General features: G+C 45.2%; 15 protein-coding genes. All 15 read right to left on the bottom strand.

All coding sequences use genetic code 11. The features are described 5' to 3' along the window. Position 1: 1 nt before the first annotated feature. Complete coding sequence (locus AC1MEO_RS00695) at positions 2-718, bottom strand: DUF881 domain-containing protein (protein WP_480333729.1); 717 nt, start codon at positions 716-718, stop codon at positions 2-4. Between the two features lie 16 nt (positions 719-734). After that, on the bottom strand, positions 735-1,463 hold the full coding sequence (locus tag AC1MEO_RS00690; RefSeq protein ID WP_480333728.1) for a DUF881 domain-containing protein: 729 nt from the start codon (positions 1,461-1,463) through the stop codon (positions 735-737). Beyond that, on the bottom strand, positions 1,438-2,226 hold the full coding sequence (locus AC1MEO_RS00685) for a cell division protein FtsQ/DivIB (protein ID WP_480333727.1): 789 nt from the start codon (positions 2,224-2,226) through the stop codon (positions 1,438-1,440). The genes AC1MEO_RS00690 and AC1MEO_RS00685 overlap by 26 nt, the downstream gene beginning before the upstream one ends. A gap of 19 nt (positions 2,227-2,245) precedes the next feature. Further along, positions 2,246-3,610 carry a UDP-N-acetylmuramoyl-L-alanine--D-glutamate ligase gene (gene murD / locus AC1MEO_RS00680; RefSeq protein WP_480333726.1) on the bottom strand — a complete coding sequence of 455 codons (1,365 nt, stop codon included), beginning with the start codon at positions 3,608-3,610 and terminating at the stop codon, positions 2,246-2,248. Beyond that, on the bottom strand, positions 3,611-4,579 hold the full coding sequence (mraY, locus tag AC1MEO_RS00675) for a phospho-N-acetylmuramoyl-pentapeptide-transferase (RefSeq protein WP_480333725.1): 969 nt from the start codon (positions 4,577-4,579) through the stop codon (positions 3,611-3,613). 25 nt (positions 4,580-4,604) lie between these two features. Further along, a complete protein-coding gene (locus AC1MEO_RS00670) occupies positions 4,605-7,013 on the bottom strand; it encodes a penicillin-binding transpeptidase domain-containing protein (RefSeq protein ID WP_480333724.1) in 2,409 nt (802 codons plus the stop codon). Next, a complete protein-coding gene (gene ftsL, locus AC1MEO_RS00665) occupies positions 7,010-7,369 on the bottom strand; it encodes a cell division protein FtsL (RefSeq protein WP_480333723.1) in 360 nt (119 codons plus the stop codon). Before ftsL ends, AC1MEO_RS00670 begins: the two co-directional genes overlap by 4 nt. Positions 7,370-7,381: 12 nt before the next feature. Next, a complete protein-coding gene (gene rsmH, locus AC1MEO_RS00660; RefSeq protein WP_480333722.1) occupies positions 7,382-8,320 on the bottom strand; it encodes a 16S rRNA (cytosine(1402)-N(4))-methyltransferase RsmH in 939 nt (312 codons plus the stop codon). 20 nt (positions 8,321-8,340) lie between these two features. Further along, complete coding sequence (mraZ, locus tag AC1MEO_RS00655) at positions 8,341-8,772, bottom strand: division/cell wall cluster transcriptional repressor MraZ (protein ID WP_480333721.1); 432 nt, start codon at positions 8,770-8,772, stop codon at positions 8,341-8,343. Positions 8,773-8,918: 146 nt separating this feature from the next. Continuing rightward, the gene (gene bshC, locus AC1MEO_RS00650; protein WP_480333720.1) at positions 8,919-10,538 is read right to left on the bottom strand and encodes a bacillithiol biosynthesis cysteine-adding enzyme BshC; all 1,620 of its coding nucleotides are present in this window, start codon (positions 10,536-10,538) and stop codon (positions 8,919-8,921) included. A 77-nt stretch (positions 10,539-10,615) separates the two neighbouring features. Then, positions 10,616-10,993, bottom strand: coding sequence for a DUF3397 family protein (locus AC1MEO_RS00645; RefSeq protein WP_480333719.1), 378 nt, complete (start codon positions 10,991-10,993; stop codon positions 10,616-10,618). Beyond that, positions 10,990-11,853: a ketopantoate reductase family protein gene (locus AC1MEO_RS00640; protein ID WP_480333718.1), complete on the bottom strand. Its 864-nt coding sequence runs from the start codon at positions 11,851-11,853 to the stop codon at positions 10,990-10,992. Before AC1MEO_RS00640 ends, AC1MEO_RS00645 begins: the two co-directional genes overlap by 4 nt. A gap of 81 nt (positions 11,854-11,934) precedes the next feature. Beyond that, complete coding sequence (locus tag AC1MEO_RS00635; protein ID WP_480333717.1) at positions 11,935-13,485, bottom strand: acyl-CoA carboxylase subunit beta; 1,551 nt, start codon at positions 13,483-13,485, stop codon at positions 11,935-11,937. 27 nt (positions 13,486-13,512) lie between these two features. After that, positions 13,513-13,728: a biotin/lipoyl-containing protein gene (locus AC1MEO_RS00630; RefSeq protein WP_480333716.1), complete on the bottom strand. Its 216-nt coding sequence runs from the start codon at positions 13,726-13,728 to the stop codon at positions 13,513-13,515. Beyond that, complete coding sequence (locus tag AC1MEO_RS00625) at positions 13,725-15,074, bottom strand: acetyl-CoA carboxylase biotin carboxylase subunit (RefSeq protein WP_480333715.1); 1,350 nt, start codon at positions 15,072-15,074, stop codon at positions 13,725-13,727. Before AC1MEO_RS00625 ends, AC1MEO_RS00630 begins: the two co-directional genes overlap by 4 nt. Positions 15,075-15,195: the final 121 nt, after the last annotated feature.

The following is a 15,195-nucleotide window of genomic DNA, read 5'->3' as shown; positions in this document are numbered from 1 at the left end:
GCTATTCCCCCTCTGATGCCTGTAAATAATTGGTGTCGATGACACCATCATATGCTTCAATGACCAGATCGTCTTGTGGCTCTGAAACCGTCAACGTCAAATTATCGATGTAAAAATCATCCAGAATACGGGATGCCAATAAATGATTGTAGAGCTTTTCTGAGTCATCCATCGATTCAGAAATAATTTTTATGGAGAACGGCGGCGTTTCCACCGCTTGCGTATTGACGGTCGTTTCTCCATTTATATCCCGGATGGCTGTCGTGTTGATAATCCGTTTTCCATCAATGGATACATACAGACCGTTGTAACGATTGATTTCGTTGACCAGCCGGATAAGCAGATCCGGTGAGATCCCTTCAATTTCCAGTCCCATCGCCACCGCTTCCAAGGAAGGTTCGACAAAAATTTCAATTCCGGATCCTGTTGTCTCCATTAAACCTGCAGCTGTTCTCAGTTTGCCGGCGGTTTCACGTAAAGCCTGTTCCGGGCTGGCATCCGCAGTTGCTCCATACTTGTCCAAGGTCTCATCAAGGGAACTGATTTCCGACAACAATTGAGAGTGCAGCTGCTTTTCCCTAGCCAATTCCTGCCTGATTTCCCAAGCATCCCGTGTATCGCGGATATCAGGTTCATTGATCGTATTATATTGGATGGCTGTCATCAAGCCAATGACAAACATGATTACCGTAAATCGGGTAAGAATCCTTTTTTTCATGCAACTACCCCTTTACTCATGATTCTGTCAGCAAGGCAGGCATTTCAATGATCTGCCCCTCATCCAACGTGACGATAATGTTATCATTCAACAATTGATCCATGACCCCACCCGACAATTCCATTGAAGATGTCAACACTTCCGGTTCGCCGATAGCTTCAATGACAAAAGGAGCTGGATATTGTACACCATCTACAGTTATAACCGGCCCGGTACAGACAATATACGAATTTCCATGAATGCGCTGGCCGTTGATCGAAATGGCTTGGGCGCCTGAAATATACAATTCATTGATCACTTGGAAAACATGGCTTTCGTGAACAATGTAATCGTTCGGGTTGACCGAGTTTGGGTTATAATCCCCGTCCTGCAGCGTCACTTTCAAACCGCTTCCCTCTACTGGCACAAGCCCGAGATATCTCCGCAGTTCTTCAGCTTCCGTCGCATATTCTGTATAACGGTTTTCTCCATCGGCAAATGATTTTTCATATTCCTGAACTTCGCTTTGCTTTTCCTGCAACTCACCCCGCAGGTCTTTATTGCGCTCCTGCTGATCAATGAGTTCTTTCCGATACTGTTCTTCCTGTTCAAAAAATGCGCCGCCTGTAAATCCTTCTGTTTCTTTGTTGGCGCTCGATAAGCTATAGGAATAGGCCATGATAAACCCCAGTACCAGAAAGACCAGTGAAAACACGATCGATTTACTGAAGCTCTTGCGGTTATTCTTCTTCTTCGGTGGTTTCATCTTCGGCACCTTCCTTCGCAAAGCCATAGACATCTGCATAAGAGCGGAAGAAAATACCCACTTCCATATCGATTACCCCTTTTTGGCCATCTTCCAATTGAGCGATGACAGATGGGTAATAATTCATTTTCTCAGCTAAAGTACTTAAGATTCCACGTATTTCATTTCCGTCATTCATGTATAGGGTCACAAAATCCGCGTCTTCCTGCTCAGGATCCAGAATAACTTGAGAAACCAATTGAAGAACTTCAGGATCTATTTCAGTTAATTGATCGATCAATTTTCCACGTTTCTTCTCGTCTTCAAAATTCGAGTAGATCGGACCGTCCACATCAGCAACCGGCTGATCCAGAGCGAGGCTATTCGACAGAACAATTTGGTAGCTGTTGCCTCGGTCCAAGTAGCCCATTTTAATGTATTCCTTCAAATTAATTTCAACGCCGGTCAACCAATTTTTTTTGACAGATGCTTCTTCCACCCATTCCAACTCTTCCAGTTGTTGCGCTATATCACCTGCATCAAAGGACCACATCGAATCGCCGATGGTTAATCCACTTCCTGCCTGGTAGCTTTCCTGGTCGAAAAGAACAGCGCCTTCGATAGTGATGGTCTGGATTTCACTGTACTTCGACTGGCTGTATAGGAGTACGGCAAGCAAAGTGAGAAAAATGAACAGCAGCGCCACGAACTTGCGATTGGTCCTTTTTTTCCGGCGCTCACGTAGCGTCGGGATGCGTTCTTCGATGTCAATCACTTTGTCCATAATTGCTGCCCCTTATCTTTTATTCATTCGCTTCCGTCATCTGCTGGACTGCGGTGATGAAAGCATCTCCCCGAATTTCAAAACTATCGTATTGATCCCAGCTTGCGCAGGCAGGAGATAGCAGAATCGTATCTCCACTCACAGACTGTTTGATCGCTTTCTCGACTGCATCGTCCATTTTTCCTGCCTGAATAATTTTCGATACACCACAGGTTTCTGCAAATGCCGTAAATCGTTGTGCAGTCTCTCCAAATGTAACCAGTACTTTGACACGATCCATAAATGGCCGAATTTCCTCCAGAGAATGATTGCGCTCTAAACCGCCGGCCAGTAAAATGATGTTTTCCGGAAAAGCTTCCAATGCACTTTTCGTTGCCAAGGCATTGGTGGCTTTTGAATCGTTGTAGAATCTACGCCCCTGCCATTCCACAATAAATTGAGAACGGTGCTTTACGCCTGTAAATGAAGTCAGCACACGTATAATGGTTTCTTTGGTTCCGCCACAAAGCAAAGTCGCTGCCGTGGCCGCTAAGATATTTTCCAGGTTGTGCTGGCCAGCGAGCATGATTTTTGAACGTTCAATCAGTTTTTCGCCCTGCCAATAAACAAATTCATCATCTGCACTGATGCTGGTCGCGGTACGCCCTTGTAATGTAAAAGGCACCAACTGAGCATTACAGTTCTTTGCATGTTCAACCAATAATGGCTGATCAGCGTTGTAGATAAAATAATCTTGTGCTGTTTGATTTTCAGTAAGTTTCATTTTAGAAGCCCGATAGTCTTCAATCGTTCCATGATAATCCAAATGCGCCTCATATAAATTCGTAATGATCGCAATTTCCGGCCGGAAAGACACGGTGCCTTTAAGCTGGAACGAAGACAGTTCAGTGACGATGACATTTTTCGCTTTCGCTTTTTCAGCCACTCCACTTGCTACGGTACCGATATTCCCGGCAATCAACGGATTTTTATTGTCCTGGTTGAGCATATGGAACAATAACGTAGTTGTTGTTGTTTTTCCGTTTGAACCGGTGATTCCGATAAATGGCGCTTCACTGATCAAATAAGCCAATTCAATTTCAGTCCATACTGGAATGTTTTTTTCGATAGCTGATTCAATCAATATATTGCTATAAGGAATACCCGGGTTTTTTACGACCAGCTCAAAGCCTTCCTCCAACAAGTCTTCAGGATGTCTGCCGCAAATCACAGTAACACCCATGTTTAATAATTCCTGTGCTTCCGGATTCGCTTCAAACGGCTTGGAATCGTTGACAGTTACAAATGCACCCAGTTTGTGCAGGATGCGGGCAGCTGTAAAACCGCTTTTTGCCAATCCGAGAACCAGGATTTTCTTTTGATATAATTGTGGAGCCTCTTTCATTTACATTACCTCCAAAAAGACTGCGATTGCCGCACTGATAAGACCGACTGACCAGAATACGAGTACTACTTTCCATTCTGACCAACCGCTCAATTCGAAATGATGATGAATTGGGCTCATTTTAAAAATTCGTTTTTGGCGCAGTTTAAAACTGCCCACCTGCAAAATAACCGAAGCTGTCTCTATAACAAATACCAGTCCGATCAGCAACAGCAATAACTCCTGTTTCAAAAGGATTGAAACCATCGCGAGTGCTCCACCTAACGCCAGTGAACCCGTATCGCCCATAAAGACTTTTGCAGGATATTTATTGAAGATCAAAAATCCGAGCAAACCGCCTGTAACGGAAAAAGTAAATATTGCAATACCGATTTCATCCTGATGGATCGCAAGTGCACCAAATGCAGCAAATGCGATGGATGCCGTTCCAGCTACCAAGCCGTCAAGTCCATCTGTTAAATTGACCGCATTGGAAAATCCAACCAGCCAAAATACAATAAAGAATACATACAGCCATGACAACTCGATGGAAATATCTGTAAACGGAATGTTGACTCCCGTTTCAAAATCAATGCTGCTCAGGACAAAGAACGAAATGACCGCTATAACGATTTGAGCAAGCAGTTTCTGCAGGGATGTCAATCCCAGATTACGCTTGACGACAACTTTGATGAAGTCATCCAGAAATCCGATCATTCCATATCCGAAAAGCACCAGCAATAAAATCAGTACTTTAGCGGTCAAAAGATCAGCAAACCAGGCAACCAATAAGACAGTGATGATGATGGAAATTAAGAAAACCAGTCCGCCCATAGTGGGGGTACCTGTTTTTTTCATATGTGATTGGGGTCCTTCTTCGCGAATGCTTTGGCCGAATTTCATCCGTTTCAACAACGGTATGAAAATCGGCATCAGTACAACTGTTAAGAGTAAAGCAATTCCAAGACCCATTACTATATAAGCGTTCATTTATTGAGCTCCTTTAAACACGAGATTACTCGGTTGTTTCTTCTGATTCTATTTGTGGTTCTGCTTCTGTTTGTGATTCTGTTTCTAGTTCTGTTTGTGGTTCTGTTTGTGGTTCTGTTTCTAGTTCTGTTTGTGGTTCTGTTTGTGGTTCTGTTTGTGGTTCAGGGTCTATTTCTATTGCTTCTTCATTGTTTCCAGCATCGGATTCTTCCAATGCGCCCTGATCTTCTTCCGCTTCGTCCCCTTCTTCAACTGCTTCGGCTTCGGCCCGGGCAGGATAGTAGATTTCAGGAGGATGAAGCTCAATTACCACAGGCTCATTATCCGTTACTATTTCCCCTTCGGCAATACTTTGCGTCAAAACATATCCCTGTCCGGCAATCTCAAGTTTTAAGCCACTCAAGGATTGATAGGCCAGCAATTCCCGTTTAGACCACCCTGTAAAGTCAGGCAAGCTTGTTTTTCCCGCTGTTTTCAAGACAACTCGCCCACTTTCCAACACGGTATTTCCGGCTGCTGGATATTGGGAAATCACTTTATCCGTGTCTCCTGCAACGACGACTTCGAGACCCAATTCACCTAAGGCTTCAGAAGCTTCTGTGACCGTTTGCCCCACATAATCACCGACGGGCATGGTTGTTGCTTCAGCCATATTTTCCGGTTCGATGTTCAAATACTTCAAACTATTTTCCATAACGGAAGTAAAGATTTTCGCAACCGGCACAGAACCATATTCGTCAGCCGGCACATTAGGCTGCTGGACGCCAATATAGATGAGCAGTTCCGGATCGTCGGCAGGAGCCATCCCCAGGAAGGAGAACAAGTAATTATTTCTTCCTGTCAGGTAACCGCCGCCTTCTTTCGGAACTTGAGCAGTTCCGGTCTTTCCGGCAATTGTATAATCCTGCAGCGCAAATCCTTGCGCCGAGCCTACTTCGGAAGTGACAGTTGAAGCCATGAGCTCTCTAACTTTTTCAGCAGTTTCAGCTGAAATAGGCTGTCCTGCCTCTTCGGGCTCACTTTCTACAGTAACTTTTCCAGTGTCGGTATTCTTGATTTGATCGATGACATATGGCTTCATCATGACACCGCCATTTGCAATCGCAGATGCCGCCTGAATCATTTGAATCGGTGTTACAGTCGACCCTTGGCCATATGCCGTCGTCAATTTATTGATCGGGTATTGATCGAGTATGGTACCCGATGCCTCTTTCGGCAAATCTATTCCTGTCTGCTCGCCGAATCCAAAAGCATCGACATAGGTCATGAATGTATCTGCACCTAAGCGTTCCAATAAATAGGCCATTGAAACGTTGGAGGAGCGTTGGAAACCTTCCAGAAACGAGATGGTTCCCCATCCACGCCCGCTGTTATGGTCGCCGATTGTACTGTCCAGCAAGGTATAGGTTCCAGAATTATAGGTAGCATTCGGATCCCATTTGCCTTCTTCGATTGCTGCCGCCAGTGTAAAGATCTTCATCGGAGATCCAGGTTCAATTGTCAATTCAATGCTTTCATTCAACCAATTGTCGGACAACCCTTCCCGTGTATTCGGGTTGAATGTCGGACGTTGGGACATCGCCAAAATTTCACCAGTTTTCGGATCAGCAATCACGGCGATCATCCGTGTCGGATCGTATTCTTCCTGGACACCAGTCATGGCATCTTCCAAAAAATTCTGTAAGGTTTTGTCTAAAGTCAGTTGGACATCCGAGCCGTCGACAGCGGGGGTAACTGCAGATTCACTATTCGGCAATAAGAATCCCCATTTATCGGTGTCAAACTCCATTTTGCCGTTTTGGCCAGTCAATACATCATTGTGGATGGATTCAAGACCCATTCTTCCAGTCGTTTTCGTTTCGCCGTCTTCCAGCTCTTCTTTCATGGCATAACCGATCAGATGAGATGCAAAGACACCGTTTGGATATAATCGCTTTAAATCCCGAACAAATAATAAGCCCGGAATTTCGGCTTCTTTCATTTCCAGCATCTGCGTATGGCTGATTTCACGGCCAGCCGAACCGAATTCCACCTGATAGCGGTCTTTTTCTTTGCCCACCTTCAGTTTCTCCAGGATGCTTTCTTCAGAAGCATTCAAATAACCCGCCAATTTCTCAGCAGTTTCTTCGATATCCACTACATGCCGTGGATCACTGGCCTTATGGGTGGCTGATTCATCAAGTACTGCCACCAGTTTATAGGTCAGTGTGTCCTCAGCAATCACTTCGCCGTTGCGATCAATGATTCGTCCGCGTTCAGCAGTCAGGACTTCTTCCTGACTGTATTTTGCTGCAGCTTTGGCAGCGAGTTCCTGCCCTTCCACTTCTCCCGTTGCTTGTATCATCACAATTCTAGTCAATAAAAGGAAAAAGAGCCCTGCAAATAACAAAAACAGCAGAAAGGCTCCTCCTTGAAATCGAAACTTTTTTTTCATTGTCCAGGCACTACCTTTACATTTTGCTCATTTAATTTTAGGCCAAGTTCTTTTGCTTTTGACCAAATGCGCTCATATGAAGACAGCTCACTTACTTGTACAGACAAATCTGTATTTTGCTTCGTTTTTTCATTGACTGATTGTTCAATTGTTTGGATTTCCTGGGTAGATGCCTGAATCGTCGATTGATTCTGCAGAACCAGCAATGCGCACATGATACAAACTGTTACAAAAGTTAAATACAGTATTTTCTCACCTTTTGTGATTAAGCTTTTTTTTCTTACCGGCTGTCGACTCGGATTTTGAGGAACGGCCGGCTGTTGGATATAAGTTTCAGTTCTTGCATTCAACGCCATCTGAACACGTCCTTACTCGTTTATTTTTTCTGCAATCCGCAGCTTGGCGGACCTTGACCGATTGTTATGTGCGAGCTCTTCTTCTGAAGGCAGGATTGGTTTTCGTGTAATCAATTTCAAGATTGGCTTCATTCCTTCAGGAATTACCGGGAAATTCGGCGGCAATTCAGGCAGCGACGAAGCTTCTTTAAAGATTGCTTTGCAAAGCCGGTCTTCGAGTGAATGGAAGGTGATGACACTAATTCTTCCACCGATAGCCAATAGATCTATTGCATCCTGCAGAGAAGTTTCTGCAGCACCAAGCTCGTCATTGACCGCAATTCGAATCGCTTGGAATACACGCTTTGCAGGATGGCCTCCTTTTCGTCGGGCAAAAGCAGGAATGCCATCTTTGATGCATTCGACCAATTGGCCGGTTGTTTCGATCGGTTGCTTTTCTCTTTCAGCTTCGATTTTGCGTACAATCTGTTTAGAGAATTTTTCTTCGCCGTAACGGTGGAAAATTCTCACCAAATCTTCAAAAGACCATTCGTTGACAACATGATATGCGCTCAATTCGGCGCTTTGGTCCATCCGCATATCCAGAGGAGCATCATTATGGTAGCTGAAGCCCCGTTCCGGAGTATCCAATTGCGGAGAAGAAACGCCGAGGTCATATAAAATACCATCAACTTTTTCCACTCCACGCTTTTCCAGTTCTTCTTTTAAAAATTTAAAGTTGGCATGGATAAACGTAATTCTATGTAAGTAATCTTGCAGTTTTTCTTTTGCATGAGCTATTGCCGTCGCGTCTTGATCGAAACAATATAAATGACCTTGGTCAGATAATTGCTGAACCAAATATTCGCTGTGCCCTGCTCCGCCCAGCGTACAATCAACATATATGCCGTCAGGGCGAACGTTCAGACCATCGACAGTTTCATGCAGTAAAACCGTGGTGTGATTGAACAATCCATTCCCCCCGTTCACTTCTAAAAGTCAAAATCAGTTAAATTTTCCGCGATTTCATTAAAGGAATCTTCGGATGCTGCAAAATAGCTTTCCCATGAATCTTTTGCCCATATTTCAAAACGGTTGGACACACCCAAGATGATGCATTCTTTTTCAAGTTTCGCATAAGAAATTAATGTCGTCGGTATATTGACGCGTCCCTGCTTATCAAGTTCCACTTCCGTGGCGCCTGAAAAAAAGAAGCGTGTAAAAGCACGAGCGTCTTTTTTAGTGACCGGCAGCTCTTTCAGCTTTTCTTCAATTTTCTGCCATTCGTCCATCGTGTAGCCAAATAAACAATGATCCAGGCCTCTGGTGATGACAAAATTGTCTCCCAGCTGTTCACGAAACTTAGCCGGAACGATTAACCGTCCCTTCGCATCAACGCTATGTTGATATTCGCCCATGAACATACCCTTCACCCCACTTATTGTAATAAATGTACCACAATCCCCCACTTGTCACCACTTGTTTTTGAAATATTTCATGTTTGTTACAGTAAAATATCTCAACAAGTTATTTTGACATAAAAAAAGCCTGCATATGCAGACTTTTCCGGTTAAATATAAATAATCTTATGATTTTTGTCATAATTCAACGGCAGTGCCAGGAGCTCTTTTACTAGTCCCATTCCGTACTGGTTCATATAGATGAACGGGCTATAAATTCGTTCCTGAAAACCGCCATTCGGCAGCAGTTCATTTTCGATGGAAGAAAGATGGCCAAACTCAATGCTGTTTTGCAGCATGACTTCATCCTGCAGCTTGTTCTTCAGGAAGGTTAATTGTTTGGTATGCAGCTGCAGATTCTTTTCAACCAGCGGCGTCAATCCTTTGCTGATGGAAGTAAAATGCTGATTGATCCCCTTATATGCCTGTTCCATTTGTTCCTGCAGTTCGTCTATCAGCGCCTCAGCTTCCTGCTCACGGATCGACTCCATCAATTCGTTCCTCATCACCGGGATTTTGCGGTCGTTGACAACGGCTGAGAAGTCTAATTCGTATTTATCCAGCAAACGCTGCGTGTGCCGGTTTACAAGGGTCAGGCTTAGCCTCGGCATGATGACCGGCAACTCCATCTCAAACAGCTCGAAAGCACCTTTCAATGCTGCCCAGTAGGCGATCTCTCCGGGGCCACCAACAAATGCCAGTACCGGAAACACCATTTCCTGCATCAAAGGGCGCGTCACCACATTATTGCTCAAGAGTTCCGGGTTCTTTTCGGCAATGTCCAGAAGCTGCTGTTTTGTGTAGCGGATAGCGCCATTGTTTGCCACAAACTCTTCATTTTGCCGCTCTAACAGCAAACGCTCATTTTTCACAGTAAGAAACAGGTTGGCGGCATTTTCTTCTGCTCCAATGACCGCACTATAGCCATCCTTCACAAGTGCCTGTTCGGCAGCAGTCACGGTTTTTGCAATTTCACCCGCATGTTCAATCATTTCCACGAAATAAGGAGATTCGTATTTGCGGAATTCTCCATCTGCTGCATCAATATACAGCAAGCCTTCTTCCTGGAAAAAATAATGAAGCAGCAAAGTGAAAAAATCAGTGTAGGAAACAGATTTCTCCAGCAGACCGAAAGCCAGATCATGGATTTCTTTAGAATGCTCAGTTTCTGGCAGGCTGCGGAAATACTCTTCCAAAAAAAGAGCGATTTTCAGTTTATTGAGTTGTGCGGAAGAAGCCGAGTGCTTGCCATATTCAGCATGGGGAATATTCAATTTGTCCACTCGCCCATTTATTTCCCGGTATAGATGGCTGATTTCAGCGAAATCATGGTCTTCACCGGCAACCCAAAAAACCGGCACTACTTTGGTATGCAACTGCTCCGAGGCCTGTTTTGCCAAAACAATCACCGAAATGGCTTTATGTACCGTATAGAGGGGACCCGTTAAGATACCCGCCTGCTGGCCTGTTATGACCACCGGCGCACCTTCTTCGAAATCACCTAAATTTTGTTCTGCTGCTTCCGACAATCCATTATGTCCCATATACTCACGCATAATGCCTGCCAATTTTTGGCGGTCGACAGAATGGTTTTGAAGTTTCTTCAACCGTTCATCAAATGACTGCGTCTGCGGATCGTATGAAAAATAAGTGCGGATTGCCGGTCTGCCATTCACATAGTCACTCATCAATTTACTGGCTGGTTCTACGTATTGTTCCTCTACCTTCATGAAAAAAAGTCCCCTTTTCCCTTTACATTAGAATCTACTATATCAAATGCATCACTTAAAGAAAAAAAATACGCCTGTCAAAATGATTTTATGATAACAATCACAAGGCCAACCAGCCAAACTAGGGCATACACGGAGGCTAACAGCAAAAAATAGGTTCTCCACAGTTTCCGGAAAAATGGAATGATCTCGATCTCTTTGGCCGTTCTCCATTCAATGACTAAAAAAATGATTGCCAAAACAAGTGCAACAAAATAAATTACTGCCGAAATTGAATAACCCCATAAGAATTCAACGGAAGCCGGCACGGAGAAGAACAGTAAAAGGGTGGTGGCATCAGATGCCATACCAAGCGCTTTCCGTTTTTTTCTTCTCAGAGAAATAAAATAAATAAAAGCAAAAAGGAGAAAAGGAATATAGAGGAAAACAATTCCGATTGTATGTAATAACGTCATTTTTCTACCTCAACAGTTTTCAAAAGATGATAGAAAGCCTTAAATAAAGGCAATTCCAGTTTCGAACGGTTTAATACATACAGCAACAATCCTTCAATCTCCATCGGATCCCCTGCAAGACGATCCGCAAGCATCGCTGACACTCTCTCAGGCTCTGCGGCGCATAATGTTGCCACCTTTTCAATCGGCTGCAGCCGCTCGATTTCAGGGAAGGCCAGGTAAAGTTCACTGTATAGATTTCTGAACAATTCATAGGCATGTGGATTGGTGATCAGTTCGCCGTTGCTTATTTTCATTATTGCCGTCAACGGGTCGATCAGGCTGCTTAACAGCAGGTGTTCAAAAAGCGATGCTTCGATATCTTCTACCCACTTGCTCTGCCAGGCAGCCGTTTCAAGAAGCGGCTGGAATTCTTCCGCATTCCCTTTCACTAAGCCGAATGTAAGGCGCGCAGCCCGTTTGAAGCTGATTTCGGTATCGCTCAGCTTGACGCAATCCGTTTCGAGAACGGCTGCTGCAATATGTCGATGCGATAAGGTTCTCGCTTTTTCCAGAAACAACATGCCCTGCTGAAGAAAAATGATCTTATTGCTTGGACAGCGGATCTTCAGAAGCCTTAAAATCGGCGGCTGGTCTTCGTAATTCACCGTCAGAATGATAAAAGCATCCGGATCGATCTGTTCAACATCCGTGTAGGCTTTCATCTGCTGGCGGTTTTCACCATGTATGATTCCCTGCTCGTTAATGGATGCAGCTTGTTCTTCATGCTGCGCAATCACCTGCACATCATGGCCTGCTTTTTTCAATAAATAGGCTGGCAGCAGTCCACTCGCTCCAGCTCCGATAATTGCATAGTTCACGGAATCACTCCTTACAGTGCCACAATTTTTCTTAAAAAAGAAGCCTGCCCATATTAGGCAGACTTCCAATAATAGTTTTTATTATACAGGATAAATCGGATGTTTTCGATATGGCAACGGCAAATCTTTTGTTTCATAAAAAGATAGGCGCTGCGAAAGCACTCCACGCAATTGATGGGGCGCCACAATTTCATCCACAATCAATTCGGATGCCAGACGGTAAATATCGATTTCTTCTTTGTATTCCTGATGTTTTTGCTGCACGTACTGAAGACGTTCTTTCGGATCTTCAATCGCTTCGATTTTGTTCGAATACACGGCATTGACTGCCGCTTCCGGACCCATCACCGCGATTTGCGCAGTCGGCAAAGCGATGCAGACATCCGGCTCAAATGCCGGGCCCGCCATTGCGTAAAGACCCGCTCCATAAGCCTTGCGGACTATAACAGAGATCTTCGGCACTGTCGCCGAACTCATGGCGGCAATAAACTTCGCGCCGTGGCGGATAATGCCCGCACGTTCCACTTTCGTGCCGATCATAAAGCCCGGTACGTCGGCAAGGAACAGCAACGGAATCGAGAAGGCGTCGCAAAGATTAATGAACTTCGCGCCTTTATCAGCTGAATCACCGAACAGGACGCCGCCTTTAACTTTCGGCTGGTTGGCAAGAATACCGACCACCTGGCCGTCGATGCGTGCAATTCCTGTAATCAATTCCCCGGCGAACAGCTTTTTAATATCAAAAAAGCTGCCTTCGTCGACCAATTGATCAATCAGTTCATACATATCAAAAGGCGCATTCTGGTTTTCCGGAATGATCGCTTCCAACGAACGCCCTGCTTTTGCCGCTTTGGCTTCAATCTTTTCAGGCTTAATGGCAAAGTTGGCTGGAAAATTCGTCAAATAGCGGCGCGCTTCAGAAATCGCTTCTTCTTCCGTTGCAACCAATACATCACCAACCCCGCTGACGGTGCAGTGCATGCGCGCACCGCCCATTTCTTCAAGCGTGACTTTCTCTCCGATGACTTTTTCCGCCATGCGCGGCGAACCAAGGTACATCGAGGCATTGCCTTCCACCATGATGACGATGTCACAGAAAGCAGGAATATAAGCGCCCCCTGCAGCGGATGGACCGAACAACAAGCAGATCTGCGGCACCATTCCAGACATCCTTACCTGGTTATGGAAAATCTTCCCTGCACCGCGGCGGTTGGGGAACATATCCAGCTGATCTGTGATCCGGGCTCCGGCAGAATCCACCAGATACAACATTGGCACCTGCATTTTTTCTGCTGTCTCCTGAATTCGGATAATTTTCTCAACGGTACGGGATCCCCATGAACCAGCTTTGACCGTTGAATCGTTGGCCATGACGCAGACCGTTTCTCCGTTAATTTTCCCAATGGCCGTAACAACGCCATCTGCCGGAAGGTCTTCCGCTTCGACATTGGCAAAACGCCCGTCTTCCGCGTAGTTTTCGTCATCGAATAATAACTTCAAACGGTCACGGACAAACAGTTTATTGCTTTCTTTCATTTTTTCGTGGTATTTTTGCTGCCCCCCAGCAAAAATCTTCGCCAGTTTTTGTTCCAGCCGGTCATTGTACCCTGTTGTTTCAGTCGTTTTTGTCATTTCACTGCCCCCTTTGCTTTGGATCGATTATTCTCCGACAGTCAACAGCAAATCACCTTCGTTGACGAAACCGCCAACTTCCACATGGACCTTTTCCACTTTGCCGCTAAATTCCGCTTCAATCGGGATTTCCATTTTCATGGATTCGATTGTCAAAACAGCTTGTCCGGCAGTTACAGCTTCACCTTCGGTTGCCAGTAAATTCAATACAGTTCCTGCCATAGACGCTTTCAATTCTTTCATAATGTATGTTCCTCCTTGGTTTTTTCCATCCATTGCGGCAATACCGCTGTTGCATAGTCACCTGAAATAAATTCTTCTGACCTAATAAATTCCTTGAATAATGGGATATTGGTTTTTACGCCATTAATCGTAACACGATTGAAAAAACTCTGTGATTTCGACAATGCATCGACACGATCAGTTCCGTAAATGATGATCTTCGAAATCATTGGATCGTAGAAAGGCGTCACCAGATTGCCTTCTTCGTAGCCCGTTTCAATTCGTGCACCTTCTCCCCATTGAAGCTTTTCGAGCTTTCCGGGAGAAGGGAAAAATGTTTTCGGATCTTCGGCATATACACGGTACTCAATGGCATGGCCTTTGGTCGCTATGCTGTCTTGAGGCGGCAGTTTGCCTCCATCAGCTATAGTCAGCTGCCATTCGACCAGATCAAGCCCTGTTACTTCTTCGGTAACGGGGTGCTCCACCTGCAGACGCGTGTTCATCTCCAGGAAATAAAACTCGTTATCCGGGTCGACGATAAATTCCACGGTACCGGCATTCGTGTAATCAACTGCTTTCCCTGCCTTCAGCGCAGCTTCGCAAAGGCGCTCGCGCACATCCTGCGGCAAGTTCGGCGAAGGTGATTCTTCAATCACTTTCTGGTTGCGGCGTTGGACCGAACAATTCCGTTCGTACAGATGAACCAGATTGCCGTGGTGGTCGCCGAAAATCTGCACTTCAATATGGCGGGCGTCCGCGATAAACTTCTCAAGGTAGACCACATCGTCGCCAAAATAGGCTTTGGCGCGATTTTTGACAGAGGCAAACTGTTGAGTGAGCGCTTGCTCACTTTCACAGCGCACCATGCCGATCCCACCGCCGCCTGCACTTGCTTTCAGCATCAAAGGATAGCCGATCGCTCCAGCTTCCTGGAGAGCTTCCTCAAGCGTCGCTACGCCTTCTTCAGTTCCGGGAACCACAGGCACCCCAGCCTGGATCATGGTTCTCCGTGATTCAATCTTGTCGCCCATCTTTTCGATGATGTCGCTTGACGGTCCGATAAAGACCATTCCCGCTTCCGCCACTTTGCGTGCAAAATCGGCATTTTCCGACAACAAGCCGTATCCGGGATGAATCGCATCTACTTCATGTTTTTTGGCTGCTTCTATAATTTTTTCAATTTGCAGGTAAGACTGTACGACCGGATTGGGACCGATCAGTACAGCTTGAGTCGCTTCACTGACGTAAGGCAGATCCCCATCTGCCTCAGAATGAATGGCGACTGTTTCGATTCCGAGGCGCTCGCATGTCCGAATGATTCGGCGCGCTATTTCTCCCCGGTTCGCAATCAGGATTCTTTTCATATTTGAAATACCCCCTATGTTTTCTCCCTTCTATAGCATATACGAATTTTGTAAGCGATTTCAACTATTCAGTGAAATATTTCTTTTAAAGCAGATTGAAATACAGAATCCTCCTTCTAAA

The sequence above is a fragment of the Planococcus sp. BI3 genome, assembly GCF_056680115.1.
This window is presented reverse-complemented; position numbering and strand designations above follow the sequence as displayed.

Bases quoted from the DNA above. Each gene is read 5' to 3' on its own strand.
- bshC (WP_480333720.1), bottom strand. From the start codon at position 10,538: ATGAAGGTAGAGGAACAATACGTAGAACCAGCCAGTAAATTGATGAGT.
- AC1MEO_RS00685 (WP_480333727.1), bottom strand. From the start codon at position 2,226: ATGGACAAAGTGATTGACATCGAAGAACGCATCCCGACGCTACGTGAG.
- AC1MEO_RS00630 (WP_480333716.1), bottom strand. From the start codon at position 13,728: ATGAAAGAATTGAAAGCGTCTATGGCAGGAACTGTATTGAATTTACTG.
- murD (WP_480333726.1), bottom strand. From the start codon at position 3,610: ATGAAAGAGGCTCCACAATTATATCAAAAGAAAATCCTGGTTCTCGGA.
- ftsL (WP_480333723.1), bottom strand. From the start codon at position 7,369: ATGGCGTTGAATGCAAGAACTGAAACTTATATCCAACAGCCGGCCGTT.
- AC1MEO_RS00670 (WP_480333724.1), bottom strand. From the start codon at position 7,013: ATGAAAAAAAAGTTTCGATTTCAAGGAGGAGCCTTTCTGCTGTTTTTG.
- AC1MEO_RS00690 (WP_480333728.1), bottom strand. From the start codon at position 1,463: ATGAAACCACCGAAGAAGAAGAATAACCGCAAGAGCTTCAGTAAATCG.
- mraY (WP_480333725.1), bottom strand. From the start codon at position 4,579: ATGAACGCTTATATAGTAATGGGTCTTGGAATTGCTTTACTCTTAACA.
- AC1MEO_RS00645 (WP_480333719.1), bottom strand. From the start codon at position 10,993: ATGACGTTATTACATACAATCGGAATTGTTTTCCTCTATATTCCTTTT.
- AC1MEO_RS00635 (WP_480333717.1), bottom strand. From the start codon at position 13,485: ATGACAAAAACGACTGAAACAACAGGGTACAATGACCGGCTGGAACAA.
- AC1MEO_RS00625 (WP_480333715.1), bottom strand. From the start codon at position 15,074: ATGAAAAGAATCCTGATTGCGAACCGGGGAGAAATAGCGCGCCGAATC.
- AC1MEO_RS00695 (WP_480333729.1), bottom strand. From the start codon at position 718: ATGAAAAAAAGGATTCTTACCCGATTTACGGTAATCATGTTTGTCATT.
- mraZ (WP_480333721.1), bottom strand. From the start codon at position 8,772: ATGTTCATGGGCGAATATCAACATAGCGTTGATGCGAAGGGACGGTTA.